Annotated in this window: 31 protein-coding genes, 2 rRNA genes and 1 pseudogene; 15 read left to right on the forward strand and 19 right to left on the reverse strand. The window is 45.3% G+C overall.

What is annotated here, in order from left to right; translation table 11 throughout:
• Positions 1-116: 116 nt before the first annotated feature.
• The 3 genes from sufD to sufB all read right to left on the reverse strand — a co-directional run bounded on the left by sufD (position 117) and on the right by sufB (position 4,025).
• Entirely contained in the window at positions 117-1,481 is a 1,365-nt protein-coding gene (sufD, locus tag QUB30_RS04730) for a Fe-S cluster assembly protein SufD (protein WP_333329780.1), read from the reverse strand.
• Positions 1,478-2,269, reverse strand: coding sequence for a Fe-S cluster assembly ATPase SufC (gene sufC, locus QUB30_RS04735; RefSeq protein ID WP_333044221.1), 792 nt, complete (start codon positions 2,267-2,269; stop codon positions 1,478-1,480). Before sufC ends, sufD begins: the two co-directional genes overlap by 4 nt.
• Positions 2,270-2,585: 316 nt before the next feature.
• Positions 2,586-4,025 (reverse strand): Fe-S cluster assembly protein SufB, encoded by a 1,440-nt coding sequence (sufB, locus tag QUB30_RS04740; protein ID WP_333329783.1) that lies wholly within the window; start codon positions 4,023-4,025, stop codon positions 2,586-2,588.
• Positions 4,026-4,211: 186 nt separating this feature from the next.
• Between sufB and sufR the strand changes: the two genes are divergently transcribed.
• The 6 genes from sufR to rrf (QUB30_RS04770) all read left to right on the forward strand — a co-directional run bounded on the left by sufR (position 4,212) and on the right by rrf (QUB30_RS04770) (position 6,830).
• Entirely contained in the window at positions 4,212-4,910 is a 699-nt protein-coding gene (gene sufR, locus QUB30_RS04745; RefSeq protein WP_333329786.1) for an iron-sulfur cluster biosynthesis transcriptional regulator SufR, read from the forward strand.
• 109 nt (positions 4,911-5,019) lie between these two features.
• A complete protein-coding gene (locus QUB30_RS04750; protein WP_333329789.1) occupies positions 5,020-5,427 on the forward strand; it encodes a hypothetical protein in 408 nt (135 codons plus the stop codon).
• Between the two features lie 196 nt (positions 5,428-5,623).
• A 5S ribosomal RNA gene (gene rrf / locus QUB30_RS04755) occupies positions 5,624-5,740 on the forward strand.
• A 136-nt stretch (positions 5,741-5,876) separates the two neighbouring features.
• Positions 5,877-6,176, forward strand: a complete 300-nt coding sequence (locus QUB30_RS04760) for a type II toxin-antitoxin system HigB family toxin (RefSeq protein ID WP_333329792.1) — start codon at positions 5,877-5,879, stop codon at positions 6,174-6,176.
• Positions 6,160-6,558: a transcriptional regulator gene (locus tag QUB30_RS04765; protein ID WP_333329795.1), complete on the forward strand. Its 399-nt coding sequence runs from the start codon at positions 6,160-6,162 to the stop codon at positions 6,556-6,558. The genes QUB30_RS04760 and QUB30_RS04765 overlap by 17 nt, the downstream gene beginning before the upstream one ends.
• Before the next feature lie 155 nt (positions 6,559-6,713).
• Positions 6,714-6,830: ribosomal RNA gene (gene rrf, locus QUB30_RS04770) — 5S ribosomal RNA — on the forward strand.
• Between the two features lie 158 nt (positions 6,831-6,988).
• On the opposite strand, the gene QUB30_RS04775 is transcribed toward rrf (QUB30_RS04770), so the two are convergent.
• The 7 genes from QUB30_RS04775 to vapB (QUB30_RS04805) all read right to left on the reverse strand — a co-directional run bounded on the left by QUB30_RS04775 (position 6,989) and on the right by vapB (QUB30_RS04805) (position 11,625).
• On the reverse strand, positions 6,989-8,851 hold the full coding sequence (locus QUB30_RS04775; RefSeq protein WP_333329798.1) for an ATP-binding protein: 1,863 nt from the start codon (positions 8,849-8,851) through the stop codon (positions 6,989-6,991).
• A gap of 157 nt (positions 8,852-9,008) precedes the next feature.
• Positions 9,009-9,206: a DUF6753 family protein gene (locus tag QUB30_RS04780; RefSeq protein WP_333330155.1), complete on the reverse strand. Its 198-nt coding sequence runs from the start codon at positions 9,204-9,206 to the stop codon at positions 9,009-9,011.
• A gap of 402 nt (positions 9,207-9,608) precedes the next feature.
• Complete coding sequence (locus QUB30_RS04785) at positions 9,609-10,250, reverse strand: methyltransferase domain-containing protein (protein WP_333329801.1); 642 nt, start codon at positions 10,248-10,250, stop codon at positions 9,609-9,611.
• 23 nt (positions 10,251-10,273) lie between these two features.
• Entirely contained in the window at positions 10,274-10,654 is a 381-nt protein-coding gene (locus QUB30_RS04790; protein ID WP_333329805.1) for a rhodanese-like domain-containing protein, read from the reverse strand.
• Positions 10,655-10,689: 35 nt separating this feature from the next.
• A complete protein-coding gene (gene vapB / locus QUB30_RS04795; protein ID WP_333329807.1) occupies positions 10,690-11,046 on the reverse strand; it encodes a type II toxin-antitoxin system VapB family antitoxin in 357 nt (118 codons plus the stop codon).
• A complete protein-coding gene (locus QUB30_RS04800) occupies positions 11,015-11,401 on the reverse strand; it encodes a type II toxin-antitoxin system VapC family toxin (protein WP_333216459.1) in 387 nt (128 codons plus the stop codon). Before QUB30_RS04800 ends, vapB (QUB30_RS04795) begins: the two co-directional genes overlap by 32 nt.
• Entirely contained in the window at positions 11,398-11,625 is a 228-nt protein-coding gene (gene vapB, locus QUB30_RS04805) for a type II toxin-antitoxin system VapB family antitoxin (protein WP_106332869.1), read from the reverse strand. Before vapB (QUB30_RS04805) ends, QUB30_RS04800 begins: the two co-directional genes overlap by 4 nt.
• A gap of 211 nt (positions 11,626-11,836) precedes the next feature.
• Between vapB (QUB30_RS04805) and nadC the strand changes: the two genes are divergently transcribed.
• Entirely contained in the window at positions 11,837-12,700 is an 864-nt protein-coding gene (gene nadC, locus QUB30_RS04810; RefSeq protein ID WP_333329811.1) for a carboxylating nicotinate-nucleotide diphosphorylase, read from the forward strand.
• Positions 12,701-12,903: 203 nt separating this feature from the next.
• On the opposite strand, the gene QUB30_RS04815 is transcribed toward nadC, so the two are convergent.
• Positions 12,904-13,932: a C39 family peptidase gene (locus tag QUB30_RS04815; protein ID WP_333329814.1), complete on the reverse strand. Its 1,029-nt coding sequence runs from the start codon at positions 13,930-13,932 to the stop codon at positions 12,904-12,906.
• A gap of 350 nt (positions 13,933-14,282) precedes the next feature.
• Positions 14,283-15,611, reverse strand: coding sequence for a pitrilysin family protein (locus QUB30_RS04820; RefSeq protein WP_333329817.1), 1,329 nt, complete (start codon positions 15,609-15,611; stop codon positions 14,283-14,285).
• A 239-nt stretch (positions 15,612-15,850) separates the two neighbouring features.
• Here QUB30_RS04820 and QUB30_RS04825 point away from each other — a divergent pair, with 239 nt between their 5' ends.
• On the forward strand, positions 15,851-16,723 hold the full coding sequence (locus QUB30_RS04825; RefSeq protein ID WP_333329820.1) for an ABC transporter permease: 873 nt from the start codon (positions 15,851-15,853) through the stop codon (positions 16,721-16,723).
• Positions 16,724-17,410: 687 nt separating this feature from the next.
• On the opposite strand, the pseudogene QUB30_RS04830 reads toward QUB30_RS04825, so the two are convergent.
• Positions 17,411-17,683: pseudogene (locus tag QUB30_RS04830) on the reverse strand (DUF1348 family protein).
• Between the two features lie 52 nt (positions 17,684-17,735).
• On the opposite strand from QUB30_RS04830, the gene QUB30_RS04835 reads away from it, so the two are divergent.
• The 4 genes from QUB30_RS04835 (at position 17,736) to QUB30_RS04850 (ending at position 20,207) form a co-directional block, all read left to right on the forward strand.
• Positions 17,736-18,467: a class I SAM-dependent methyltransferase gene (locus tag QUB30_RS04835; RefSeq protein ID WP_333329824.1), complete on the forward strand. Its 732-nt coding sequence runs from the start codon at positions 17,736-17,738 to the stop codon at positions 18,465-18,467.
• A gap of 556 nt (positions 18,468-19,023) precedes the next feature.
• Positions 19,024-19,233, forward strand: a complete 210-nt coding sequence (locus QUB30_RS04840) for a DUF2997 domain-containing protein (RefSeq protein ID WP_015176940.1) — start codon at positions 19,024-19,026, stop codon at positions 19,231-19,233.
• A 39-nt stretch (positions 19,234-19,272) separates the two neighbouring features.
• Complete coding sequence (locus QUB30_RS04845) at positions 19,273-19,659, forward strand: DUF1257 domain-containing protein (RefSeq protein ID WP_333329828.1); 387 nt, start codon at positions 19,273-19,275, stop codon at positions 19,657-19,659.
• 77 nt (positions 19,660-19,736) lie between these two features.
• Complete coding sequence (locus QUB30_RS04850; RefSeq protein WP_333329831.1) at positions 19,737-20,207, forward strand: ferredoxin; 471 nt, start codon at positions 19,737-19,739, stop codon at positions 20,205-20,207.
• Between the two features lie 94 nt (positions 20,208-20,301).
• On the opposite strand, the gene QUB30_RS04855 is transcribed toward QUB30_RS04850, so the two are convergent.
• The 6 genes from QUB30_RS04855 to QUB30_RS04880 form a co-directional block, all read right to left on the reverse strand.
• Entirely contained in the window at positions 20,302-20,583 is a 282-nt protein-coding gene (locus tag QUB30_RS04855; protein WP_172189332.1) for a YiaA/YiaB family inner membrane protein, read from the reverse strand.
• Between the two features lie 363 nt (positions 20,584-20,946).
• On the reverse strand, positions 20,947-22,026 hold the full coding sequence (locus QUB30_RS04860; protein WP_333329833.1) for a hypothetical protein: 1,080 nt from the start codon (positions 22,024-22,026) through the stop codon (positions 20,947-20,949).
• Positions 22,027-22,102: 76 nt separating this feature from the next.
• Positions 22,103-23,080: a hypothetical protein gene (locus QUB30_RS04865; RefSeq protein ID WP_333329836.1), complete on the reverse strand. Its 978-nt coding sequence runs from the start codon at positions 23,078-23,080 to the stop codon at positions 22,103-22,105.
• A gap of 56 nt (positions 23,081-23,136) precedes the next feature.
• Positions 23,137-23,505, reverse strand: coding sequence for a hypothetical protein (locus tag QUB30_RS04870; RefSeq protein ID WP_333329839.1), 369 nt, complete (start codon positions 23,503-23,505; stop codon positions 23,137-23,139).
• 59 nt (positions 23,506-23,564) lie between these two features.
• Complete coding sequence (locus QUB30_RS04875) at positions 23,565-24,266, reverse strand: hypothetical protein (RefSeq protein ID WP_333329842.1); 702 nt, start codon at positions 24,264-24,266, stop codon at positions 23,565-23,567.
• A gap of 115 nt (positions 24,267-24,381) precedes the next feature.
• A complete protein-coding gene (locus QUB30_RS04880; protein WP_006634886.1) occupies positions 24,382-24,648 on the reverse strand; it encodes a hypothetical protein in 267 nt (88 codons plus the stop codon).
• 254 nt (positions 24,649-24,902) lie between these two features.
• Here QUB30_RS04880 and QUB30_RS04885 point away from each other — a divergent pair, with 254 nt between their 5' ends.
• The 3 genes from QUB30_RS04885 to QUB30_RS04895 all read left to right on the forward strand — a co-directional run bounded on the left by QUB30_RS04885 (position 24,903) and on the right by QUB30_RS04895 (position 26,882).
• A complete protein-coding gene (locus QUB30_RS04885; RefSeq protein ID WP_006634885.1) occupies positions 24,903-25,226 on the forward strand; it encodes a helix-turn-helix domain-containing protein in 324 nt (107 codons plus the stop codon).
• A gap of 15 nt (positions 25,227-25,241) precedes the next feature.
• The gene (locus tag QUB30_RS04890) at positions 25,242-25,931 is read left to right on the forward strand and encodes an ImmA/IrrE family metallo-endopeptidase (protein ID WP_333329846.1); all 690 of its coding nucleotides are present in this window, start codon (positions 25,242-25,244) and stop codon (positions 25,929-25,931) included.
• 108 nt (positions 25,932-26,039) lie between these two features.
• The gene (locus tag QUB30_RS04895; RefSeq protein WP_333329849.1) at positions 26,040-26,882 is read left to right on the forward strand and encodes a YheC/YheD family protein; all 843 of its coding nucleotides are present in this window, start codon (positions 26,040-26,042) and stop codon (positions 26,880-26,882) included.
• The last annotated feature ends 13 nt before the right edge of the window (positions 26,883-26,895 follow it).

The following is a 26,895-nucleotide window of genomic DNA, read 5'->3' on the forward strand; positions in this document are numbered from 1 at the left end:
ATTTAATGTTTGTGGAACAGGCTTCTAGCCTGTTGCTGATTTGGGGCGGGCTAGAAGCCCACCCACAAGAACATTTAATGTTTGTGGAACAGACTTCTAGCCTCTGGGTGATTCTTTTATCCTTGGATAGCCACACAGGTAGAAAGCATTTTCGCCACGCCTATAATCGGTAATTGATTGAGCATTTCTGCCGCAAAAGCATCGATTAGCAAATAGCGACTTCTTTCTAAATCCAAACCGCGACTTTGCAAGTAGAAAAGTTCATCATCTTCTAACTGGCTGACAGTTGCACCGTGGGAACATTTAACGTTGTCGGCGACAATTTCTAACTGCGGTTTGGTATCTACACGCGCCCTGGGCGACAGCAACAAATTCCGGCTCAATTGTCCGGCATCTGTCAATTGTGCGGCTTTGCGAACGAAAACTTTGCCGTTAAATACAGCGCGAGCTTTGTTGCCGACAATGCACTTGTGCAATTGGCGACTTGTACCGTGGGGGTGATTAAAATCGATTAAACTGTGAGTGTCCGTCAACTGTTCCCCAAAGGCTACGCTTAAGCCGTTTAAAGTTGTTTCAGTGGCTTCGCCGCGCTGAAATACTTCTAAATTGTGCCGCGATATTTTGCCTCCCAAGCTGATAGCATGGCAAGTATAACGGCTATTGCGAGATTGCTCGATCGCACTTTTGCCGATATGAACAACCTCTCCACCTTCCCGCTGCAGCCGAACGTGATTCACAGTAGCATTTTCGCCGACCATAACATCGGTTACAGCATTCGTAAATGCAGCGACATTTCCGAGAGTTGTGTAATCCTCAACCAGCGTCACATTGCTTCCAGGCTCAGCTATGACCAAGCAGTGCGGCTGGGACATCGTGGGAGATGCACCTGGTGCTGTCAGGAACAGCAAGTGAATTGGAAGGTCGATCGACATATCGGCCGGCACGAACACCACCGCAGAATCCGCCAAACCCGCAGTATTCAGCGCGGTAAACACCTCGGTTTGCTGTCTGTACTTGCTCAAAACATCGCTGATGCGCCCTTGATATTTTTCGGGTACATTGGATAGATTACCTGCGTAAAAGTCGATCCTCTTCGAGGGCTCCGCTAACGGCAAATTCGGCAAAACCAACGACTCCACCGTTGACAAATCCGGCGCATAAAAACCGTTGACAAATACCAATCTTAATGGTAAATCATCCCGATTTTTCACGGGCATAATGATATCAGCCAGCTTAACTTTTGACTGATTGCTCTGGGGTATATGAAAAGGAATTTGCAACACCGACGACAAATCAGTAAAGCGCCATTCTTCATCCCTCACCGTCGGAAAACTCGAAGCAAGCACGTATTCAGTAGCCGCATCCCGCAAATCCTGCAACCCATAAGCCGCACTTTTGCTATTAGCAGCCTCCAACTTACCGCACTGATTCACCAAATCAGTCAAAAACATTTCCCTACTAGCAACTTGCGTATTCATCATCGCGCGCCTACTCCTGCTGCTTCCTCTTCCACAACCCAGTCATAACCGCGCTCTTCCAATTCCAGCGCCAACTCTTTCGGGCCCGTCAAGATAATTCTGCCCGCTTCCATGACGTGAATAAAATCAGGAATAATGTAATTCAGCAACCGCTGATAGTGAGTAATCACCAACATCGAATTTTCAGCAGTTGACAACTGATTCACACCGCCGGCGACAATCTTGAGAGCATCGATATCCAAACCCGAATCAGTCTCATCTAAAATAGCTAATTTCGGTTCCAACAACGCCATTTGCAAAATTTCATTCCGCTTTTTCTCGCCGCCGGAAAAACCCTCATTTACGCTGCGGCCTAAAAAAGAATCATTCATCTTGACAATATCCAGCTTGTCCTCGATTAAATCTTGGAAATCAAAAGCATCCAATTCTTCCAAGCCGCGATGTTTGCGGTGAGAATTGTAAGCCACGCGCAAGAAATCCAGATTGCTAACGCCGGGAATTTCTAACGGATATTGGAACGCTAGGAAGACGCCAGCCAGAGAGCGTTCTTCCGGCGGTAATTCCAGCAAATTTTGACCCAAAAAAGTAACTTCTCCGCCCGTTACCGTATAAGCAGGATGACCGGCTAATATCTTGGATAAAGTGCTTTTTCCCGAACCGTTCGGGCCCATAATCGCGTGAATTTCACCCGATTTAATTTCCAGATTCAAACCCTTCAGGATTTGGGTATCTTCCACATTCGCAGTTAAATCACGGACGGATAGCACCACTTGACTATTTTCAACAATCATCTATTTTTGTCCTTTTCCTCAATGCACTTTACAGTTTTTTTCGTTTTTACGCTCTGGCTATTGCTGACCACTTAACGTTAAACCTACCGTCTCTCTTGTTTGTATCGAAGTCTCGATCCCCCCTAACCCCCCTTAATAAGGGGGGGACAAGAGTGTACTCAAAGTCCCCCTTAATAAGGGGGGGGACAAGAGTGTACTCAAAGTCCCCCTTCTTAAGGGGGATTTAGGGGGATCTAGACTCGAATAAAAGCGACATTATTTATGGATTGCACTCTTAAGTTGCCAGCAATAGGATCGACCTGGTAACGAGGGTAAATTATCCGACACTTCCTTCCAGCTTCAAACTCAACAGCTTATCAGCTTCTGCCGCAAATTCCATCGGCAACTGATTGAAAACATCTTTACAGAAACCGCTAATCATCATCGAAATAGCATTTTCTGCGGAAATTCCCCGCTGTGCGAAGAAGAACAATTGCTCTTCCCCTATTTTAGAAGTAGAAGCTTCGTGTTCGACTTTAGCAGTGTGGTTCTGCACTTGAATATAAGGGAAAGTATTCGCTTGAGCGTTGTCGCCAATCAGCATGGAATCGCACTGAGAGTAATTACGAGAGCCTTTAGCATTCGGCCCCATCTTCACCAAACCGCGATAGCTGTTGGATGAATTACCCGCCGAAATTCCCTTAGAAATAATCGTGCTGCGAGTGTTTTTACCAATGTGGATCATTTTGGTGCCGGTGTCAGCTTGCTGTTTGTTGTTTGTCAGCGCTACCGAGTAGAATTCGCCTACTGAGTTGTCGCCGACTAACACGCAACTGGGATATTTCCAAGTAATCGCGGAACCAGTTTCTACCTGCGTCCAAGAAATTTTAGAATTAACTCCCTGACACAAACCCCGTTTCGTCACGAAGTTGTAAATGCCGCCTTTGCCGTTGGCGTCGCCAGCGTACCAGTTTTGCACTGTGGAGTATTTGATATCCGCATTGTCCATTGTTACCAATTCCACGACGGCGGCGTGCAGTTGGTTGGTGTCAAACATCGGCGCGGTGCAGCCTTCTAGGTAAGACACTGAGCTGTTTTCTTCTGCAACAATTAAGGTGCGCTCGAACTGGCCGGAATCTCCGTTGTTGATGCGGAAATAGGTTGACAATTCCATTGGGCATTTGACGCCTTTGGGAATGTAAACGAAGGAACCGTCGCTGAATACGGCGGAGTTGAGGGCTGCGAAAAAGTTGTCGCCGACTGGTACGACGCTGCCGAGATATTTTTCTATTAATTCGGGATAATCTTTGACGGCTTCTGAAATGGAACAGAAAATAACACCATCTTTGGCTAACTTTTCTCTAAATGTTGTGGCAATTGAAACGCTGTCGAAAACGGCATCGACGGCGACATTTCCGAGCCGTTTTTGTTCGGAGAGGGGAATGCCGAGTTTCTCGAAGGTTTCTAGCAGTGTCGGGTCAACTTCGTCCAAACTGTTGAGCTTTTTGGGCTTTTGTTTTGGCGCGGAATAGTAGATAATTTGTTGGTAGTCGATCGCGGGATAGTTGACGTGGGGCCAGGTGGGCTCGGTCATTGTCAGCCACTTGCGGTATGCTTTGAGGCGGAATTGCAGCATGAATTCCGGTTCGTTTTTCTTGGCGGAAATCAGGCGGACTACATCTTCGCTTAAGCCGCGGGCGATGGTGTCTGATTCGATGTCGGTGACGAAACCGTATTTATAGGGCTGGTTGACTAGGGTTGTGACTGTAGAGCTCATTAATTTTGCGCTTTCGAGTGTTCTGGATAAGTCTCTCAAAGATGGCAGACGCTGAACTGTCGGGGGCCCGGCGAGTTCTGGGGGCTGCTCTGGGAAGTAAAACAACTGATTTGTTGCTTTAGTATATTTTAAGCTACATTAACAACAGTGATATTGTCAAAGTCAAATTAATAATTTTTTGTGAAGATGATGGAGACTACTCAGCAGACTTCCACCAAACAAGACATCCTGGAATATTTGCTCAAGGGGGGGCAGGGGACGGCTCTTGAGTTGGCGGAGTCTTTGGATATCAGTCCGCAGGCGATTCGCCGTCACTTGAAGGATTTGGAAGCGGAGGGGCTGATTCAGTATCAGTCGGTTCAGGCTGGGATGGGGCGGCCGCAGCACATTTATGAGCTTACCAGTCTGGGGCGCGATCGATTCCCGAATCGTTACGGCGATTTTGCAGTCTCTTTCTTGGATACTTTGGCGGAAACCGTCGGCCGCGAGCAAGTGATTACTATCTTGCGAAAACAGTGGCAGCGCAAGGCTACGGACTACCGGCGGCTAGTGGGTACGGGTTCGCTGCAAGAACGGGTGACTAAGTTGGTGGAACTCCGCAGGGCTGAGGGTTACATGGCTGAGTGTTATCCTGTAGAATCTGTAGAGGTTGGGATGTGCGATCGCGCTGGTTTGGGCGATCGATTTGTGTTGATGGAACACAACTGCGCGATTTCTAATGTTGCTGAAACTTTTCCGAGTGTGTGTGGCAATGAGTTGGAAATGTTTGCAGCGGTTTTGCCGGATTGTATTGTGGAGCGGACTCACTGGATTATTAATGGGGAACACCGCTGCGGTTATTTGATTGCAAGGAAGAAGGAAGAAGTTCGGCAACGGATTTTCTAACGGATTTAACGGATGTCACGGATGAAAGTTCGGCAACGGATGAGTGTAACGGATGTCACGGATGTCAGGGATTACCAATTACCGATTAGCAATTACCAATTTTTAATATATGGAACCGCTAGCAGATTTTTTAACGCCGGAAGAGTGTGCCGAAGTTGATATGGCGCTTCTGTCATCTAAAGAAAAGTTTTCGGCGCGGCTGGCAATTTATGCTTTGAGGGTGCTCAAGCAAATTGCTGGGGAGACTGGTTTGCCGGTGGCTGAGGTGACTAATGGGCAGGTGATGGATTGGATTAAGAATGATGAGAGTATTAAAGGGTCGATCGAACTTGATGCGAGTTTTGAAAACTTTTTTACAAATTTGGTGGTTGCGTCTTTGCGACCTTTGAGGCAAATTGCGACAGAAGCTGAAAGCGCGATCGAACAATTAACAGTTAAGCAGGTTGTGGCGTGGTTTGTGAAGGACGGGAAGATTCGCAGAGAACAGGGTGTTGATGCGGCTTTTTTGGATTTGTGAGTTAAAGGTCGATCGGCAACACTGGCAAATAATACGTCAAACTCGGCGATTGGGGGCAGTTTCGGGCGATCGAAAAAAAGTTTTGACTTTGGGGTTGACAGACAAAGGAAAACTTGATAAGGTAATTAAGTCGAGCGAAAGAGATGCAGCGCATCAAACAAAACGCAGACACAGGATTAAAAGTTTTCAAAGCTTTCCTGGTGCTTATGATGTAATGGAACCACTCCGATCCATCCCGAACTCGGTTGTTAAACGTTGCTATGGCGAAGATACTCGGCGGGTCACTGCCCGGTAAAATAGCTCAGTGCCAGGTTAATAATAAATTAAAGCTCTTTTCCCGCAACAACGGAAAAGGGCTTTAGTTTTTTTGGGGAGTTACAGATGTTTATAATATGACAAGTGCGTAAGTCCAGAACAAAATCTGGTGTAGTTTGGAAAACAAGGGTGAAATGCGTGTTATCAGCCGAAAAATCCTGCGAGATTTCTGTGAAAGCCATGCCGATTCCTGCGATGCACTTTATGACTGGTATAGAGTTTCAAGTAAAGCGGAATGGCAGAACCTAATTGATGTTCAGCAGATTTATCCAAAAGCTGAGTCAGTCGGAAATTTTAGCGTATTTAATATTAAGGGAAATCGATATCGGCTGATTGTTGATTTGGTTTATGTTTCTCAAAGAATCTACATCAAATATGTTCTGACTCACGCTGAGTATGATAAGGATGAGTGGAAAAATGATCCGTACTTTTGATGCAAAATCTTATACAGATTTACTGGTTCGGTATCAACCAAAACCGATCGCAAATGAAGCAGAAAACGAGGCCGCGATCGCTCTCGCTTGCGAACTGGAACACCGCCCTATGCGATCGCAGGAGGAAGAGCTATTTCTGGAGCTTTTGATAACGCTGATTGAAAAATTTGAATCTGAAAATTATTCAATTCCCGCAGGAAATGCTGCTTCAATATTGCAACATTTAATGGATGCGAGAAATTTGGACAAATCAGATTTGATTCCTGTTTTGGGAACGGAAACAGAGGTTGAGAATTTTTTTGTTAGTGGAAGGGCGATCGAAATAGATGAAGCCAGAAAGTTAGCCGATTTTTTCCACGTCGATATTAGTTTGTTTCTCTAATCGCGAGCTGCTACTTGTTGAGTAGGAGTTGCTGATATTCGCTGACTTCTGGCAAGAATGATTCTGGAATTTGCTGCAATTTGGCGATCGTAATATCACGAATAGTCCTAATAATTGCCTCTTTGAGTCGTCATTTATTTTAACACAAATAACAACATCGTGCTGATGATGCAATGCAACCACTCCGATCCATCCCGAACTCGGTTGTTAAACGTTGCTATGGCGAAGATACTCGGCGGGTCACTGCCCGGTAAAATAGCTCAGTGCCAGGTTAATAATAAACTAAAGCTCTTTTCCCGCAACAACGGAAAAGGGCTTTAGTTTTTTGGGGAGTTAGGCCAAAAGAGAAAGTGAATTTTACAACTAAAACCTCCTAGCAGATAACCTTAAACGCCTAACAGAAAACCTTTCGGCGGTGGGGCGCATTTTGTTAGACCGGATCGCGGATTTGCTGATGGACAAGGATTTGAATCACAAACTCCGTTCCCTTACCAGGTATTGAGAAACAATCTAACTTACCGCCATGTTTCTTAGTGACAATCTGATAGCTAATCGGTAGCCCCATGCCCGTTCCCTTACCGACAGACTTTGTGGTGAAGAATGGATCGAAGAGGCGTTTCTGAACAGATTCAGGCATTCCCATTCCGTTATCAGAAATTGCAATTTTTACCCACTTTGAATCAATCATAGCAGTCCGAATGGTAATCAGGTTGGGATTTTCCTTGAGTTCCTGAGAGGTTCGTTTGACGTTGGCTTCTTCCAGCGCATCAATGGCATTTGCTAGGATGTTCATAAACGCCTGATTGATTTGACCAGGATAGCATTGTATTAGCGGTAGATTACCATAATCACGAATTACTTGAATCGCTGGACGCTCTGGTGTATCTTTTAAGCGATGCTGCAAAATCAACAACGTACTATCAATGCCCTCATGAATATCAACGGCTTTGAAGTCAGCTTCATCCATTCGTGAAAAGTTGCGGAGTGACAAAACAATCTGGCGAATGCGATCCGTGCCGACTTTCATGGAGTCAAGGACTTTAGGTAGATCGGCTTGGATAAACTCCATCTCAATATCTTCCGCCTCAGCTTGGATTTCGGGTGCTGGGTCGGGATAGTAATTCTGGTAGAGTTGCACCAAACCTAATAAATTGTGGGCGTATTCCTGCACATGAGTCAGGTTGCCGTGAATGAAGTTGACTGGATTGTTGATTTCGTGTGCCACCCCTGCCACCATTTGCCCCAAAGCAGACATCTTTTCGCTTTGCACCATCTGAACCTGAGTGTGTTGTAGTTCCTCTAAGAGTTGTTGCAACTGCGTATTTTTGTCGCTGAGTTCTTGGGTTCTTACCTCAACTTGAGATTCAAGGGTTTGGCTGTAGTTTTCCAGTTGTTCGTTGGCTGTTTTCTGTTGCTGTAACAGTTGTTGAACAGCGCGAATTAATTGGTTAAAAGCATTAGCAAGCGTTCCAATTTCATCATCTTGCTCAACAGTTGCTTGTAACTCAAAATTAGACTCTTCAGTGGATCGTCTGGCAACTATAGTCAAAGCTTGAATGGGTTGGGCAATTGCTCGGCTGGTCAAAATTGCCAAAAGAATGGCGATCGCAACAGACAATCCAATGCTCGCAGCCACAATTTTCTCTGAAACTGCGTTCGCTTGTTGTTGCGAGCTTTCGGCTTCTTCAAGTTGTTGGTAAGCTTGGTCAATTAAACCCACCAAATCATCCGAGACGCGATCGAATTCAAGCGCCAAATCGCTGTTGGTAAATTCCAAAATCAGCGCTTGGGCTTGCTCAACATCAGTGGGTGATGCGAGATTCAGGTTGCGAATTTGTTCAACTCGGTGTTCTAATTCCTGTGAGTAGCGTTGTGGTACGCGGTCATAGGTTTGCAAGAAGGCTGGAATTCTTGGTTGATGTATGTCATATTTTAGGGTCGAAGGCTTTGCCACAAATATCTTAAGTTCAGCCCAAATTTCTTGGATTTCAGCTTTATGCTTCAGCAAGTGAGCATATTCATCTTGAAATTTTTCTGGGTATTGGGCTAGAGGGATGAGTTGTTGTTGGTGGGTTCGGGTTTGGAGAACACAAGATTGTAGGCGCTGTAGAAGTTCCACTTCGTTGCGTACGTGTTCTTCTTGCTCTTCAGCCTGTTTTTGATAGTAACGCCCAACTCCAAAACCAGCAATTGTTCCACACACAGCAATGCTGAGAGCAAGGGCGTATCCTAAACCGATCTTTTGCCCAACTCTGAGACTCGATAACCGTTGTCCTAAACTCTGGTACCCCATATAACCTTCTCTAGCGGTACAGGAGATTTGCTTGACCAAGTACCCCTATTTGCTCATTTTAAGGCCTTAAGTTTGAAAACGGAAAACTCCTATATTTAGGATAGGTTTTCCCTTACAGGGTTTACGTCTTGAATTTACGCTTTTCTAAAGGCTCTACCTAAATCGTGCAGAGCCCCGAAGTAGCTGGCCACCCCGCCACTTCCAAAGTTACCCCCAAACGCCGAACATCTTTTGTGCATTCTAAATTAGCAAAACTATCCGAATTCCACCAGATAAAATTTCGTGCAAACTTCCCCTCAGCGCTACTTACCCACCGTAAAGCCTCCGCCTGCTCTTTAGTTAGATGAAGTGGTATAGCTTTTACTGTAGCTTAAATGCGCTATTCGGCTCATTAGTCATTAGTTTTAAGCGATCGACTTCCTCGAACTATTTTGCCCCAGCTTTAGCAATATCGTCTGGTATTTTGGCATCACCTATTCTATTTTGGTGATTGTGCATCACAAAGTCGATGAAGTCGTTGACTTCGGGCAAAAATGATTAGGGAAGTGGCTGCAATAAGGGCGATCGCAATATCAGGAATAGTCATAATAATTGCCCATTCCAGTCGTTTTTATTTTAATACAATCATAACAAGCGATCGCCCTTTAACAGTCAATAGTGGGCGATATCGCTCGATGTCTAACGTTCGTGTTGAGTGGTGGCAAGTAGGTTTTGCATCATCACCAATATCTCGATACCGTTCGCTGCAACATGGTTGTTAGGCTGTGTGCTTTACCGTTTTGGCTGTCATTAATCCCCAAAACCAATTTATTTTATAGCGTTCTATATACACATCATTGTACCCAGCATTCTCTAGGATTCTCCTGCACTCTTGTTCGCCATAAGTCTTGAAGTGTGCGCGATCGAATCGACGGAGAAATATATCGCAAATACGGCACGTCCAATAGTCGTCACACCAATCTGTAATGACCAACTCCCCACCTGAACGAAGAACTCGGCGCATTTCTTGAAGTGCAGTCATAGGCTGATGAATGTAGTGAAACATATTGCATGAAATCACGACATCAAACTGTTCATCCTCGAAAGGGAGCTTTTGGGCCCATCCCTCAGACAATTCAATGGTTGCCGGAAGTCTCTGTCGAGCAACTTGCAACATCTCTGGCACTGGATCGACACCAAACAATCGAGATTGTGGGTAAGTCAATGCAAGTTGCTGAAGAAGTATACCTGTACCACAACCAACATCTAGTACCCGATCGGTCGGTTGTAGTTTAACTCGGTTGAGTGTTTCTTGGGTAGTCGCTTGAATGTAGAACGACCATTTGACATCATAATCAGAAGCTAAACGCGAGTATTCTTGAACAACTGGATGGTTGTTGGGCAGATGGTTATCAGACATAGCATTGAGTTATTTGGCCACTATTAGCTGTTAGCTTCAGTCGTATCGATCGTTGCTTTACCACTGCTCTCCCAAGCCTTGAGTCCCCCTTCAATGGAAACCGCATTGGTATAGCCCATTTTATTGAGAGTGTCGGCAGCTAGAGCGCCTCGGTTCCCACCTGCACAATAACAGACAATAGGCGTGGATTTGTCTGGAACGATTTCCTGAATTTCCTGCTCAAGTTGGCTTAGGCTCACATTAACTGCGTTTAGCAAGTGCGCTTGTTGATATTCTGCTGCTTCTCTGACATCGAGAATTAAAGCATTCGGGCGATCGCCTATCTTTTCAGCTTCATCTGAAGAAACCTGCTTGATCCGAGTTTTAGCTTCCGCAGCCTGTTTGAGAAAATCTTCATGTCCCATAATTTTGCTGTTTGTCTATGATTGACTTAATAAACTTACGCCTGTTTACAGGTTCTACACCTGTATTCCTTCATATCATCAAGCGGCTCATCAAAGTCATCAGGTAGCGGTAGAACAAACATTCCTTTCATTGTTCCGGCAACTCGACGCTTCTTTGTCGGCTTTTCTTGAGTTGAGTTTTTAGCCTGCTTTTCGATCAAAAACTCAATATAATGAAGCACTTCTGTCTGAAGAGACTCAGGGAGTTTTGCTAATTTTTCTAAACTGACTGGCTGTATAATGGTTTCTTCTCGCGATCGATACCCATTCACTCCATTAAAGCACCCACACCCAACTTTGTCAACATGATACCCGCCGCAGCTATGACCATAACCGCTGAAGGTCATAGGCATCAAAAGCCACATCGCGACTAACCAAAACAAGGGAATGATTAATCGCCTGTGCCACCAGAATGCGATCGAAAGGATCTCGATGATGCAGGGGTAAATAACGGAATTGAACCGTATCGGCAAATGTAACAGGAAGAATCGTTATACCCGCAGCAATGAGTTGAGGTTCAATGTCTTCAAAATTGCCCTGCAAGGGGAGTTTTCCAATATTGAGCTTTATTGCCATCTCCCAAAGACTTGCAATGCTCAAGAAAACATCGTCGGCAGATTCAATCTTGTCTCTAGTTGACACTGGCAGATTTGGATCGTTGGATACAAACCAGATCAAAGCATGAGTATCTAATAGTAATCTATTCATTCCATGTATTCCTTCATATCCTCAAGCGGCTCATCAAAGTCATCAGGCAACGGTAGAACAAACATTCCTTTCATTGTCCCGGCAACTCGACGCTTCTTTGTTGGCTTTTCTTGAGTTGAGTTTTTAGCCTGCTTTTCGATCAAAAACTCAATATAATGAAGCACTTCTGTCTGCAGAGACTCAGGGAGTTCTGCTAATTTTTCTAAAATGACTGGCTGTATCATGATTTCTTCTCGCGATCGCAACGCATCTATTCCATTAAAGCACCAACACCCAATGTCAGCAACAGAATACCCCATCATCTAGCCCGATCGCCCTCACTCTACCCAAATCCCGATCGCACTAACACCATCATAATTGTGCAACTTGCTTAAAATTACCCGATCGACTATTCTTCCTAGTAGATATGATCTTGATATAAGAACCAACAAAAACATGACAGCAATATTACCGCCTTGGATAGTTTTAGACTCGATGTTGCACAACTGGCTACTAGAAGATATCGGTAGGGGCGATCGCACAACATCGGCCTTATTTCCCGCAAACAGCATCCAGGGTACTGCTAAATGGATTGTCAAAGAAGCTGGAGTCATAGCCGGATTGCCAATTGCCGATCGCACATTTAAACTTTTAGACAGCGGCCTCAGTTTCATCCCCCAAGTACCGGAAGGGAAACTGTGCCAAAAAGGAGAAGTAATTGCCGAGATTTCCGGCAATTTCGATGCGCTGCTAACCGGAGAAAGAGTAGCATTAAACTTGGCAATGCGTTTGAGCGGCATCGCTACTTTAACTCAAAAATATGTTGACAAAATTGCCGATTTACCCGTGCAATTAGTGGATACGCGCAAGACGACGCCGGGATTGAGATTGTTGGAAAAATACGCGACTCAAATCGGGGGTGCTTGCAATCACCGGATGGGATTAGATGACGCGGTGATGATTAAAGACAATCACATTGCGGCGGCTGGGGGAATTGCAGAGGCGATCGCCCTAATTCGCAATTCTATCCCCTATCCGCTGACGATCGAAGTTGAAACCGAAACTCTGGCTGAGGTAGAGACAGCTTTGCAGCACAAAGCGGATATTATCATGTTAGATAATATGTCCTTGGATTTGATGCGGCAGGCTGTGGCAATAATTCGCCAAAAGAGCGATCGGGTAAAAATTGAAGCTTCCGGCAATGTTACTTTAGAAACTATTAGGAGTGTCGCCGAAACCGGAGTTGACTATATTTCTACCAGTGCTCCAATTACGCGATCGACTTGGCTGGATTTGAGCATGAAAATTCAGAATCATTAGTCATCAGTCAGCAGTCATTAGTGATAGAAAATATTGCCAATACCTAATCAAGCTTTAATAGCTCCTTTATTCTTTAGTCCCCCTCGGATCGTCGGACTTCGTTTGACTCTTAAGCGATTTCAATCGACGAATAATTCAAGAGACAACTTATCTATTAGCTAATGACTAATGACTGCTGACTAATGACTGATGACTCTTAACAATTACTTTGAGATAAAATGAACCCAAAAATTCCCGTCAGCCATACACACGCTGCGGATTAAGCGATAGGAATAGTGCAAGTAAGCACCGCTGACACTTGTGTCGTAGCCGCTTGGGAACCACTCGCCATAGGGATCGTGAACGAAGAATCCCTCGCTGTCGTAACCGGCGGCAACTAAAATGTGACCGAAAGACGTGAAGTATCCGTGTATGACAGCGGGATTTCCGGTGGCTAGCCAATCTTGAACGTCATCAATAGTTGCATTCTCAGTAAAGAAATCTTGAGCGCCGTAATCTTTAACAATCTTCGCTAAATCGTAGGGTTCCCAGCGACTGTAACCTTTGGCGAGCGCATATTCGTAAAGTTCGTCTTCATATTGCCCGGTTTTTTTGCGCCGCGGCACCCTCAAAAAGTCCAGACACATCGCTATTGAAGTTACATTGCAAGAACCTGTAGGATTGTACAAGTTATCCATTTGCGATCGATAAGGAATGCCAAGCCTGACGGTTGGGGGATTCGGTTTGGGATAAAGCAGAACGCTGTCTTGAGTAATTTGAGCGTGCGGCCCGTAAACATACCAAACTCCTGAACCTTTGAAAGATTCGTTGCGCAGAGCAACTCTGATGTGGCCGCGAATCGGAGCAAAAGCCAGGAGCTCAAACTCTTTTCCCGCTGGTATTACTTGCTTTTCCGGCTCCTGAAGTTGAGAAGACGCCAGCGGTTTTGATTTAAAAATGGTGTCTCTGATCGTTTTCAGGATCAGGGGAGGTGTGGGAATGTCCCCTGGTTTGGTTTCGATCAGCTTTGTGGCTGTTACTGCTCCCAAAAAACCAGCTTCGCCGCACTTCATCAGAGTTTGAAATCGGTGGAGAGCAGCAGTAGAGAGAGGGCCAAATTTGCCGTCTACGGGAGGTTTCAGTAAACCCAGGTCAATTAGGCGGCTTTGAATTTGGCGGCTGAGTTCGTCGTCAGCAGCGATTGCTTTAGCATCGTACCTAATTTTAGAGTTGAGAAAGTTTTGTAATTTCATGCTTGCCTACCCCCGTCAATCGATTTTAGATTTTAGATTTTAGATTTTAGATTTTAGAATTACGATTGCCGATAAATCTGGTTTCCCTAGACTAAATTGCTTGCTCGTCAATAATTCCCAGTTTATCCTCTCATAAAATTACGGTAATTTTCGCGATCGTCCGTACCTTAAAGGCTTCATATTAATTATTTGATACAAAACCTTCAAGGCGCGGGCCGATCGAATTTCACGCACTATTGACTAAAAATCCCTGATGCCCATTGACATTGTTTCTGCCCAATGCCCAATGCCGTTGGATGCCTCAAAAGCACAGCGATGGTAGAATTGCCCTGTTGAGGCGATCGTCCAATTTATGCTTCGTCCGGGCGAATTACCACAACACCCATGGCGTCGGGAGACAGATATTTGACGGCCGCTTCTCGGAGATCCTCGGCAGTCTGAGCTTGGATGCAGGCGGCATAGTTGAGGGCGGGAGCGATATCTCCTACCATCGACTGATAGTAACCGTACAAACTTGCTCGATCGCTCGGAGTTTCGTTACCAAAGATAAACCGATTTGCTACTTGCGTGCGGATGCGGGAAATTTCGGCATCTGTCACCAATTCGGTTTGGAGAGTGCGGATGTGTTGCACGATGGCTGCTTCCACTGCTGCCAAGTTTTCTGTCGGTAGTTGAGCGGAAATTGAGAATACCCCGCCGAGTCGCTGAGTCATGTTGCTGACCGAAATTGACGAGACTAGCCCTTTTTCTTCCCGCAAATCATGAACCAAGCGAGTTGTGCGGCCGTGACCCAATATTGTCGCCAAAACGTCGAGGGCATAAGTTTCGGACATTTCCATGAAACCTGGCACTCGCCACATCACGATCAGTCGGGCTTGCTGAAGGGCAGAGTCTACAAATTCGCGGCGGACTGTTTCTGTAAACGGCGATTCTTGCCCGTAGTTCAGGGTTTGGGATTCTGGGTGAAAGTTGCCGACAGCAGGCACATTTATTTTGTTGTTTTGTGCTGTGCTTTTTGCTGCAAAACTGTCTGCGACAATTTCTATTAGTTGATCGACTGGCAAATTGCCGACAGCTACGGCTGTCATCGCCCCTGGCTGATATCTGCTGCTGTGGAAATCCCGCATTTGTTGGGCTGTCAACTGTTCGATTACTGCAGTCGGGCCGAGTACCGGTCGCTTGTAGGGCAGGACTTCAAACGCTAATTCCATCGATCGCTGATAGGTGCGGCGGCGGGGATTGTCTTCCGATCGTCTAATTTCTTCTAAGACTACCAGCCTTTCGCGATCGAAGGCGTCGTCGGGAATGCTGGCATTCAGCAAGACATCGACTTGCAGGGGAGCTAGTTCGGCAAAATCTTTAGGGGCTGTGGTGATGTAATAGTTAGTGTAATCTTGGCTGGTGGCAGCATTGGTGACAGCGCCGCGCTCCTCGATCGCGCGCTCAAATTCGCCACTGGGAATGCTGGGAGTTCCCTTAAAAATCATGTGTTCTAAAAAGTGAGCCATGCCGTTGATATCGTCGGGTTCGACGGCTGAGCCTAAATTGAGCCACACGCTGAGGTTAACAGCATCGACCGGCAAGTGTTCGGCTATAACTGTCAGACCGTTGGGGAAATGGCGGACTGTTGGGGCGTTGAGGGGCGATCGGGGGGAGGTTTTGAGCAGGGTTGATGTCATTTGGCTTTTAAATTTATCTTGTTCTCTCTATCTTAAAGGGTCTTGAAGGAAGGGCTCAGGCCTTCGCCATTTGGCGCGAAAAAAGCAATTGGATATGGACGGTAATGCACGGATCGAGTTTTTGGTCTCCCTGGAGGAAGTCTTGTTAAGGTATTTCTGCGATCGCGATCGTTAATTTATCCTAATAGTTGCCCAAGTCCTCTGTTTTTTGGTGACAGCATTCGATGGAAAATCGAAGATTGAATAAAAACTTAGTATTTCCACAACCAGCTTTTCAACGATTTTGGCGATCGACTTCGGGGAAAATCGGCTTAATTTTGACTTTAGCGCTGATGATCTCGGCACTGTTAGCCCCCCTACTTTCTCCTTACGATTCGGCCGTCGAGCGAGATTATTTGTCGCGCTTGGTGGCTCCTAGCGCTAAACATTGGTTTGGCACCGACGGTTTGGGGCGAGATTTGTTGGTGCGGGTGTGGCACGGATTGGGGATCTCTTTACTTGTTAGCCTGGTTTCTGTGGGTGCTGGTTTAATTGTCGGAGCGCTTTTGGGGCTGGTGGCGGGGTATTTTCGGGGGTTGCTGGAAATTGCGATCGGCACTTTGGCGGATATTTTGTTAGCTTTTCCTTCGATTTTACTGGCGATCGGCGTTGTTACCGTCACCGGGCCGAGCCTGCAAAGCGTAATTATCGCCGTCAGCGCCGTGCAAATTCCGATTTACATTCGCTTAACTCGCAGTATGGTGCTGTCTCTGCGGGAACAAGAATTTGTTTTGGCTGTCAAGGCCTTGGGCGCCAGCGACTTGCGGATTATTTTTCGCCACATTTTGCCGGGAAGTCTCGCGCCTCTAGTTGTACAAGCAACTCTTTCGACTGGTACGGCGACACTAGAAGCTGCCGGTTTGGGTTTTTTGGGTTTGGGCGCACAGCCGCCGGTTCCTGAGTTGGGGACGATGCTTTCTGATGCTTTTAAGGGCGGATACGCTCTTTCTTCTCCTTGGACGATCGTGTTTCCCGGTTTGCTGATTACCTTGACTGTTCTAGGTTTCAACCTTTTGGGCGATGGCCTGCGAGACGCTTTAGACCCCAGATCCAATGCTGCGGCAAGGAAATAGCAGTATTCAGGACTTACGCAGCAAGCACAGTATTTGAGCAAGACTGTGCCTCCTCTAAAAATTGTTCAGGTATGCTCAAAGTTTTGGCGGGAGTTGAAGCCATTTCAAAGTCGCAGCCTGGGCTGCAGACTGAGGTGATACCCGCTATGACTGCCTGCATTAAGATTTGCCTGGATAGGCGGCAGAATTAACGATCGCGATCGTTAATTCTGCGACTGATTTATTGACTTTTTGCACCAGCCAACTCACAAAGGCTTGCCCCAAAATTGTCGCCATTTCCGGGGTGGGATTAACCTGTTCGTCTGGAACGCCTTCGAGGGCGATACCGCGAATGTCTGAACTATGTTGCAGCTTTTTTTACTTATAGTTTGGCAAAATAATCAATAGTAATTTTTCATATACGCATCAGTTTACGACAATTTTTAACTAGAGATTGTTACATTGGGTACTATCAACAAATAGGCCAGCTTGAACAGCGACTTACAAAAGTTATTAAAAGCGATGGTCAAGCATGAATTATATCAAATCCGGTTATATCTAAATGATATAAAAGTGCGAACCTCTCGCTCGCTATCGAAAGCAAGGCCCGAGAGTGGGAGAGTGGGAGGATTTCTCTTCTTCCCTCTTCCTCCGATATTCTGGGATTATTTCAAGGAACAAATCCGCACTCTGACTATCGTGCCACTGCTATTCAAAGCGCACAGAAATCAGCTTCTTTGTAAAACTCCACAGTTCATTTTTTAAACAGTAGTCTAGTTCTTTTGCCCACTTTCGTTTTAATAAAGCCTTGATTTGTTACCTGCTACTCAAAAATTAGGCAGGGTTACGCCACGGTGAATCTTCGGTGTAAGCTAAAGCTACTCGTTTTGGATCGCGACTATTCCAGTCATCTTCTGCGATTTGAACTTTAGTTTTAGCAGTTTCCCGCGTAAAAGGCGGCAGTGGTGGTTTAGTTTCCATCGGGTTGAATGATTTTGCTCCTTTTCAACGAGTCATCGAACTTAGCATAATAATGAACACAGCACAAGACCACTATAACCAGCAACTTGCTGCAGTTTACAGTTGGATGTCGGGAAATCCTGAAGCAGCGATCGAACGAAATCACGCTCTTTTTTGTCAATTGGCGCTCGACTCCGCACCGCGAGGATTAGCCATTGATTTAGGTGCAGGCTCAGGATTTCAATCTATTCCTTTAGCGAAATTAGGCTTTTCGGTAGTAGCTATAGATTTCTGTGATGCCCTACTTTCAGAGTTACGCGATCGCGCTAAACATCTTTCCATCCGTACCATTCACGACGATCTGCTTAATTTCTCGCAACATATTCAGGAACAGGCGCAGCTCATTGTTTGCATGGGCGACACACTTACACACCTAGAATCATTGAGCGCTGTCGATTCATTACTTTTGGACATTGAGCGCTCGCTGATTGAAAATGGGATGTTGATTTTAACTTTCCGCGATTATGTTTCAGCAGAGCTTCATGGAACTCAGCGTTTTATTCCTGTACAAAGTGATGAATTTACAATCCTCACTTGTTTCTTGGAGTATCAGGAAAACAGCGTAGCAGTCCATGACTTACTCTATCAAAAACAGGGCGATCGGTGGTCATTCAGTGCCAGTTCTTACCAAAAACTGCGGCTCAATAAAAATTGGTTGTGCGATCGGCTATCTGAAATAGGTTTACAGGTACTTCAGAACGAGATGATTAATGGAATGGTTTGTATCACTGCCAAGAAATTTTAACCTGAAGTTCCCTCCTGCGGGGAACTTCAGGTTAAAAAGCCAACAGAGGATGCTTCACCATGACCAGAAGTTACTGAAGGCGCTTCTGATAAACTTCAGATGTTAGCGCGATCGCAACCCTTTGGTCAAAGACTTGATTTGAGCCGCATTTGCCTCTCGCTGTTGGGCGATCCCCACAATCATGCAGACAAATGTCAATCACCTTAGCTTTATGTAAGTTAAGTACGCGGGTTCCCATCGCACTTAACTTATATACCCACTCTCCCCGATCGCTCTTCCCGGACGATCCCTCTCAAATAGCCCTTGCGAATATTCACCACTCATGTATGACTTGACTGATGTCACGATCTACGCGAAACTTTACATACAACTGATGTATTGCTTCTACATATTAATAAGTTCTGTTAAGTTGTGACTCAAAACCTATCAATTAGTCAAAATTGATATAGCGCTTTGTCAGTCAGCCAACTCTCAAGAAGCTACTTCAGGAGGCATCGTCCCTGGCTTGCTGGTGTCGGTGTCTGTTCTCAATATTCCTATTCAGTCAGCCCGGATTATGGAAACACTAGAGTTTGTGATCTATCCAGATGGCCGCGTACAGGAAACTGTCACCGGCATTGTCGGTGCTTCCTGCGCTGAGGTAACGGCTGCAATTGAAGCTCAGCTCGGCGTGGTGCTTCATCAAGAGTCAACATCTGAATATTTCACGCAAGCGCTGCATCAGTCAGCCGAAGCGACGGCCCAAGTGGCTTTTAGCGATTGGTAATTTTTTTGTTGAGTTCACTTAAATTTTTTTGGAATCACCATGTCACACTTTAGCCAAATTAAGACCCAGATCCGCAATTTGAATTCTTTGGAAGCCGCTTTAACAGACTTGAGTATCGATTGGAAGTCTGGCCCGACTGAGGTGCGCGGCTATCGCGGCCTAACCAGCACCGCTGAGGTGGTGATTGAGCAAGAAAACGGCTACGACGTAGGTTTTAGCTGGAACGGGACTGAGTATGAATTGGTGGCTGACTTGCAGTTTTGGCAGCAAGCTTGGTCTGTAGACCGTTTTCTGAATAAGGTGACTCAGCGCTACGCTTACCATACTGTGGTGAATGAAAGCGCTAAGCAGGGTTTCCAAGTTTCTGAGCAAAAGCAAAATCAAGACGGTTCGCTCCGCTTGGTGGTGCAGCGCTGGTGCGCTTAATAATTTTGCGAGATTTTTGCAATCTTGTCTCATCAAAGTCCGCCTCTGCGGACTTATTTACTCTTGTGGGGGTCTAAATGTCTGAGCTTTCTGGACTCGGAATAGATACAGCAAGCGATCGCTCTGGTTTAGAGCCGGAGTTGGGAGGTTTTTTGCGGGATGCGCCCGATCGCTCTGGTTTGGAACCGGAATTGGGCGGCGTGTTGCGCCAAAAAGGTGTCTATGTTGATGAGATTACCTGCATTGGCTGCAAGCACTGCGCTCACGTTGCTCGCAATACTTTTTATATTGAACCGGATTACGGTCGATCGCGCGTAGTTCGACAAGACGGGGATTCTGAAGAGTTGATTGCTGAGGCGATCGACACTTGTCCGGTGAATTGCATTCACTGGGTTGATTACACCGAACTCAAGAATCTGGAAGAAGAACGCAAGGATCAGGTGATTCCTTTAGTTGGTTTTCCGGTGGATTTGGCGACAGTTCAGGCCGGTGTTCGCCAGCGACAAAAGAATAAGTTGCGCGATCGTAAGTTCAAAGGTAGCCATTGAAATCCCCAATTCCCATCCGCAGCTTGAAACCTGTGGCTCAAACAACAAAAACAGCCCGCGCGGGCTGTTTTTTGTATACATTGTATAGTCAAATTTATTTGAGAGGATGGTGCTCAGCGAGTATTTTCTCCACTCTAGCTTCGTCGATTCTGGCAGTTAATGTTGTTGCCTCGTTGTTATCGCGAATGGTTTTTGCTAAAGTAAAAGACGAGCCGACTGAAAAAGTTAAACCCATACCCATAAAAGCTTTCTGCCAGGGGTCTACCTGTAAATAAATGATACCTACAGTAGTTGCGGAAAGGGCAACAATAAAAGAAACCCAGCACTGAAGTATCCAAGCATTAGTATCTTTTTGGCGTATGATTTGTTTCTGCATAGTGCCTCTAAGTCAAATATATCTTTTGGTTCATTAACTTAAAGAATAGATAGCGTGAGTGAAGCGGTCAGGAGAGGAAGGGACAGTTTCGATAAGTGAACAGTGCGATCGGGCTTTTTACTAAATATTTCAACGTTGTAGAGAGGGTTTGAGCCTCAAGCAAGACTCGCAGCGAGTGGACAGTTTGAAAACTCCACTAAGGAAAGCTAGTTTTTTCTCAAAATAGCGTAAGGTGCGCCGAGGCGCACCCTACTTCTCTCAGTCCACCTCCGCTAACGAGAGTTTGACTCTATGCAGCGGTTTCAACCGCCGACTCTTATCTACTTCGTTGGTGTAGCCCCAGTTTCAACCGCCGAGCCCGATCTACTTATTTTTCTGCTGAGTCTTCGCTTGTTCGATCGCAATTTCCCTGACTGCTTGGAAAGAACTCAAATTCGATGAGCCCTCAATCGCCTTCACCGCCAAATCTTGAACCTGTTTCAAAGCAGAATCCAGTTGTTTCGACAAGCTAGCAAGGCGCGCATCTTGATTTTGAATTGTCTGCAACATCCCTTGAATTTGCAGTTCATAATTTTGCTTTTGCCCTTCGATATCTTTAGCAGACAAATCAGCCTTAACTTTAGCTTGGTAATTGCCAATATTGCGGCCGTTATCTTTCCCGTTCTTGATATTAGCTTCCAGTTCTTTCGGGAAAGCTTCTACCTTCGCTTTCACCTCAGCATAAAGCTTTTCCCGTTCGGAAATAGATTTTTCGCGTTCCCCCCACTGTTTCTCCTGTTCTTGCTGAAACTCTTCGATTTCTTGATACAGCCTTTTCTGGCGCTGTTGGTATTCTTCGATGTCCAGATTTCGCTGAAGATTCAAATCATAATCATACAACTCTTCATCCCGCTGGCGAGCTTTTTGCTTATTTTCATTGCGTTCTTTAACTGCCAACTTTTGGAGTTCCTGCTCTTTTTCCCAAGCTTGTCGGCGTTCCAACAATTGCTGTTCAACTGTTTCGCGCTGTTCGCTGAGTTCGCCAGCAAAAGTTTTGGCGCTTTCTTCGTACTGTTGAATTAAATTGTCCAGCGTATCTTCTGCAATATCTTCTAAACTGTGCAAATCTTGCAGTTGTTGAACTTCCTCGCCCACAGTGCGCCGCAATTCTTCGACTTTAGCAGCTTCTGAAGTTAATTTTTCAGACAACTCGCTGACAGCCCCACCAAAGCCAAATTGCAGCAAAATCAAATTGTCGATTGTGGACTGCATTTTTTGTTGATTTTGAGTTAAAGTCATTGGTTTTGCTGCCTCCACAATAGGTTTATCGGGGACTGATGTTTGCTTTTGGGAAGCGTTTAACAGTTGGATTTGCGATTCTAGCTGCGCTTTTTCTTGCGCTGCTTCCTTGTACGCTTCTAAGATTTCAGCCTTGGTGCTTTTGTCGCTAACTTTTTTGTTCATGACTTTTCATTTCTGAATAGCGTGGAAAATTTCTGTCATTTTTTCGTAAGGTGTGTATTGCACACCTTACTGGGTTTTAAGCTTTGCTGGCAAAAGCTTTCATTGCCAAATCTTGCGCTTGCTTCATCGTAGCTTGCAGTTGCGCGGAAATTTCGGCGATTTGTTCGGTTTGTCGCCCAATTGTCTGCTGTAGAGATTGGACTTTCAATTCATATCCCTGCTTGCTTCCTTCCCACTCTTTCTCCACTAAATCTGCCTTGACTTTAGCTTCGCGGGAAACTTCTTGAATTGCTTCTTCTTTGGCTTTGACATAAGCCTGTTTGAGTTCTTCTTCAAATCCGGCGGCTTTTCTTTGATTCTCTTCAAAGTCCGCTTGATTGTCGCTGAGGACTTTTTCGCGCTGTGTCCAATTTTTGTCTTTTTCGCGAGTAGATTGCTGCAAGTCCCGTTCTAGTTTGCGCTTCGTTTCTTCGTATTCGTCGGCTTCGATTTGGCGGGTGCGCTGTAATTCGTATTGGTAATCGGCTGTTTCTTCCTGACGCTCTTTACTTATGAGTGCAGTTTCTTCTTGAACTGCTGCATCAAATTCTTGCTGTTCTTTTTCCCAAACCTTGCGTTTTTGGGTCGTGTCTTTTTCGATAATTTCGCGTTGGTTAGCAGCGTTTTGTTCCAGCAGGGTCAATTTTTCTCGGTGCTCTTGAGTTAAAATGTGGAGGGCGTCTGCTACAACTCTGATTTGCTGCAACTCTTGCAATTGTGCCGCTTCAATTTCGATCGCGCGTTTGAATTCGTCTAATTTTGAAGATTCCGCCTTCAGTTTTTCGGAAAGTCCGCTGGTGATGCTGCCAAAATCTAATTGTAAGTCTGCTAAGCCTTTGACGATGCTGTCAATTGTGTAGGTGGAGGCGACTTCGAGGAGTTGTTGGTTTTTGGCTTTTTCGGCTGACTGTTCTTTGGTTTCGACTTTAGATTCGATCTTTTTTTTGTCTGCTAAAATCTGCTGAAAGTTTTGCAAAATTTGGGCTTTGCTATCCTTGGCACTTGGTATTATCATAATGTTTGCTTCTCCTGATTCTAACTTGTCGAGACTTTTGATTGAAACCTTTTCAGTTATTCTAAGTTGCGGAGTTGGCTGAGAATGGATCGATATTTTCTGGCTGGGTCGGGGTTTTCTTCTGCGTTGGCACTACCTAGAGTTTTGAGAAGTTTCCAGCAGCGATCGCACCGATTTCCTTGCCCGCAGCAGCACTCATCAATTATACTCAAAAGTGTGCCTTTTAGCAGTTGATTTTCGGCTAACAAAGCTCGGTAATTCCGCTGGACAGATTCGGCAACTAAAGTCATGTGCTGGAAATTTTCGGTGAGACTTTCGATGTCGTTAACTGCGTCGGCTCGAATTTGATCGAGCAGCTCAAGATTCTCTTTCAAACGGCTTTCTTGCAGGTTTGGTTTGGTTTTCAGCTTGGTTAATTTCTTCATTTCACTCTGTTGTAACAGTTATGGTAAAGGCGCGATTTAATCGCGCCTTTACAACAAAATTAGAACAAGTCAGCAGTTAATTGGTCTTCGGCTGGCGGTAGCGACATACTGCCGTTGGAATTCAAAGCCATAGCATCGCTTTCACCGCCAGCGTGAGCAGCCATCAAGCAGGCAACTTGCTGTGCCTGCAGGTTATCTAAACACACCATAGCTTTTGTTCCTTCTAAATCAATCATCCGCGATTGATTGCTAGAATCTGACAAAACTGCTGCGGCTTGGTCGATAACCGCCCAATCTTTCCGCTCGTTCCAGGACCATTTCAAGCTGTAGTAGTTGATAGGTTTTACTACTCCGCTATCATCTGGTTTCTGACCGGAATGTTTGACAAATTCGGGAATAAAAATTCCTGTGGCAGGCTCTACACCGCGAGATTGAACTGATGCTACCAAGCGGTTAAAATCGTTCAAGCTGCGGTTTTTGATGTAGGTCACCATGACAACTCCTTGCGGCAATTCGCCACTTTCTGCGACAAACCAGAGTTGACCCCACAATGTGTGGGAAGTTTGACCGAGGGAACCGAAGAATTTGGAGAATTTGAGGATTGTCATGGAACACTTGGAACCGTAGTCTGTATCGCCAATTGTCCACTGGCCGGCCTGGCAATTGTTACGTACTGCGATCGGGATTTCTGGTACTAGCAAAGCATTGCTCGGTTTGGCACCAAATACTGAAAATGTAGGTCTTTCTTGTGTTTTAGTCATTGTTCGTTTTTCCTTAGTTCTTTATTGCTTTACAGGGAATTCGTAATTGAGAATTGGAAATTGGTAATCCGTTAAATCCCGTACACTACTTCGTTGCCGAACTTCCTTCGATTGATTACCGAATGAGATGTGTTGTCGCTTTTGGTTCTGGATAGGTATACTCAAGCATCGCCTCTTGTTGAGCTTTGATAATCCGCAGCGCGGCGAGCAAATGCTCTAACGTTTCTAGGTGCGCTGGGGTGAAGTGGATGCTGAAGCCTTCGCCATCCCGCGCATAGCCGGGACAAACCAGTGAGGCTGAGCTTTGTTCTTCGTGGGTGGCGATGTATAGCCAGTCATCGTCTTCGAGCTTGTAATGCGTGTCTGTCCAGGTTCTCAGCATTTGCTATCTGCTCCTCCTTATTTGCTGCGTACAAGCGTTTTGACGCCCAGCGCTTCTCACTCCTCTGAAGTTGACGACGCTATATGTAGCGTGTGAGCTAGGCTAATTTGCACCCTTAACCCTACCAGTCAGGCTTAGTGGGTTGATTAAACCGTCAACTAAACTCATGGTAGCGCGGGTTGATTTTCCCGTCAAGTATTTTGTTGAACTTTTCATCAAAACAGGCTAGAATGCTTGTCAGGAGGCGAAAAACCGTGGAACAAACATTTGGAAGACTGATCCGTCAAGCTCGCAAGGACAAAGCTTACTCACAACGTGAGCTAGCTGCTATGCTAAGTGTGGATTTTACTTATTTGTCTAAGTTGGAGAACGATCGAGCGGATTATGCGCCAAAAGAGGAGGTAATCCGAGCATTAGCGCGGAATCTAGACATAAACGAAGAGGAATTGATTTTCTTGGCGGGGAGGCTGCCGCAGCAGTACGAAGCGCTGCTGAAGCAGAATCCGAAGGAAATGCAGGCTCTTTTCCGCCGAATGCAAGAAAATCCAGATTGGCTCAAACAGTCTTTTGAAGCGTAAGAGAGGCCCCTCATAGTGAGTATTTTTAAGCCGTATTGCTTCTATCCCAAAGAATCGATCGAGCGTTTGGCAAATGACATCTTGATGCAGATGCAGAAAACGCAAAATTTTGCTCCGAGATGGCCTTTTGATGCGACAACGGTTGCTGATTTTCTGGATTTGGGCGTAGTTTGGGAGTGCATTGAGCCGGATGAAGAAGGTGCGATCGCGGCGAGGATTTTGCCGCAGCAGCGGTTAATCGAAATCAACGAACAGATTCTCGAAAAACCGCCGGGTTTCATCGAATCGACGATCGCCCACGAAATTGGCCACTGGGTGCTACACGTCAATCAAGACGAAGCAGACGGCACTGTGGAACAGTTGGAATTAAACTTGGGCAATGAAGGAAAAAGCGCCCAGGATGTCGAGGAACCGTTTGTTTGTCGGGGTGCGAGTGCTGATAATAAGGTTTTGTCGATCGAATGGCAAGCGCAATATTTTGCAAGCTGTTTGTTGATGCCTCGGTGTATTTTGGAGGAAAAAAGACAGGGACGCGATTTAACTAAGTGGTCGCATTTATACAAAATGAGAGATGAATTGGGAGTGAGCATTTCCAATTTGACAAACCGCTTGCAAGAATTCGATTGGATATATATTCCCAAGGGAACGCGCGAGATTTATGCCGGGAAAGATGCGGCAAACGGGCAGCAGCGGTTGTTTGGATAAAAGTGCGATCCTCTTCGAGGGCTGCGCTAACGAATTTGAGGTTTGAGATTTGGAAGCGATTCTCAAATCTCAAATCTTTAAAATTAATTTCTAATTAAGTTACATTTTATGCTAACCAATATTCAAATCCTGCTGGCGGCTTGTGAGGAATTAAATATCCCTTACGAAATCCTGCATCCTTCCCAAAACTTGATTAGACTCAAACAGGGCGGCGAAGAATATTATTTTGTCAATTACATGACGGCATTTAACAGCGCGTCAGTAGCAGAGATTTTTAAAGACAAAGAATATACCTATCAACTATTAAACGGCAAAATAAATACTCCCAGAACTCTCGGTTTTGTCTCGCCTCACTGCGAGGATAAGTATAAAAAGTATTTGAGTTTCCCAGATATTGAATCAATAGTTTTAGAAGTAAACAAAAAAATTGCTTTCCCGGTGATTCTCAAAAGAAATCGCGGTGCTGGTGGCAACAATGTTTTTTTCTGTGAAAGTAGAGAGCAAATTAAAGCAGCGCTAGAAATTATATTTAATGTCAACAGCAAAGATTATGACTATGTGGGGCTAGCTCAAGAATACATCGAAATTGCCCACGAATATCGGGCTGTATTCTGCAAAGAAAAGCTAGTTTTGCTGTACGAGAAAGACAAATCTCAGGCTAAATTTGCGGGGAATTTAAGCCCGCTGCACTGGGAAGGTGCAAAAGCCAAACATATAATTAACCCAAATCTCATGTCTGAGATTGAAGATTTTGTTAAACCTGTTTTTACCGAAATGGCGATTAATTATGCTGGGTTTGACATCGCGCTAGATAAAAACGGAGCATATTGGTTAATTGAAATTAACTCAAGTCCTAATTACGATATTTTTGTCACAGATAACGATCGCCAAATTGTCGTAACAATGTTTAAAAGCATCTTGGAAACCTTAATTGTTAACAAAAAGCCGTAAACCCTCATTTTAG

Origin of the sequence: Microcoleus sp. BROC3 (assembly GCF_036702515.1) — a bacterium.
Taxonomy (GTDB): Bacteria; Cyanobacteriota; Cyanobacteriia; order Cyanobacteriales; family Microcoleaceae; genus Microcoleus.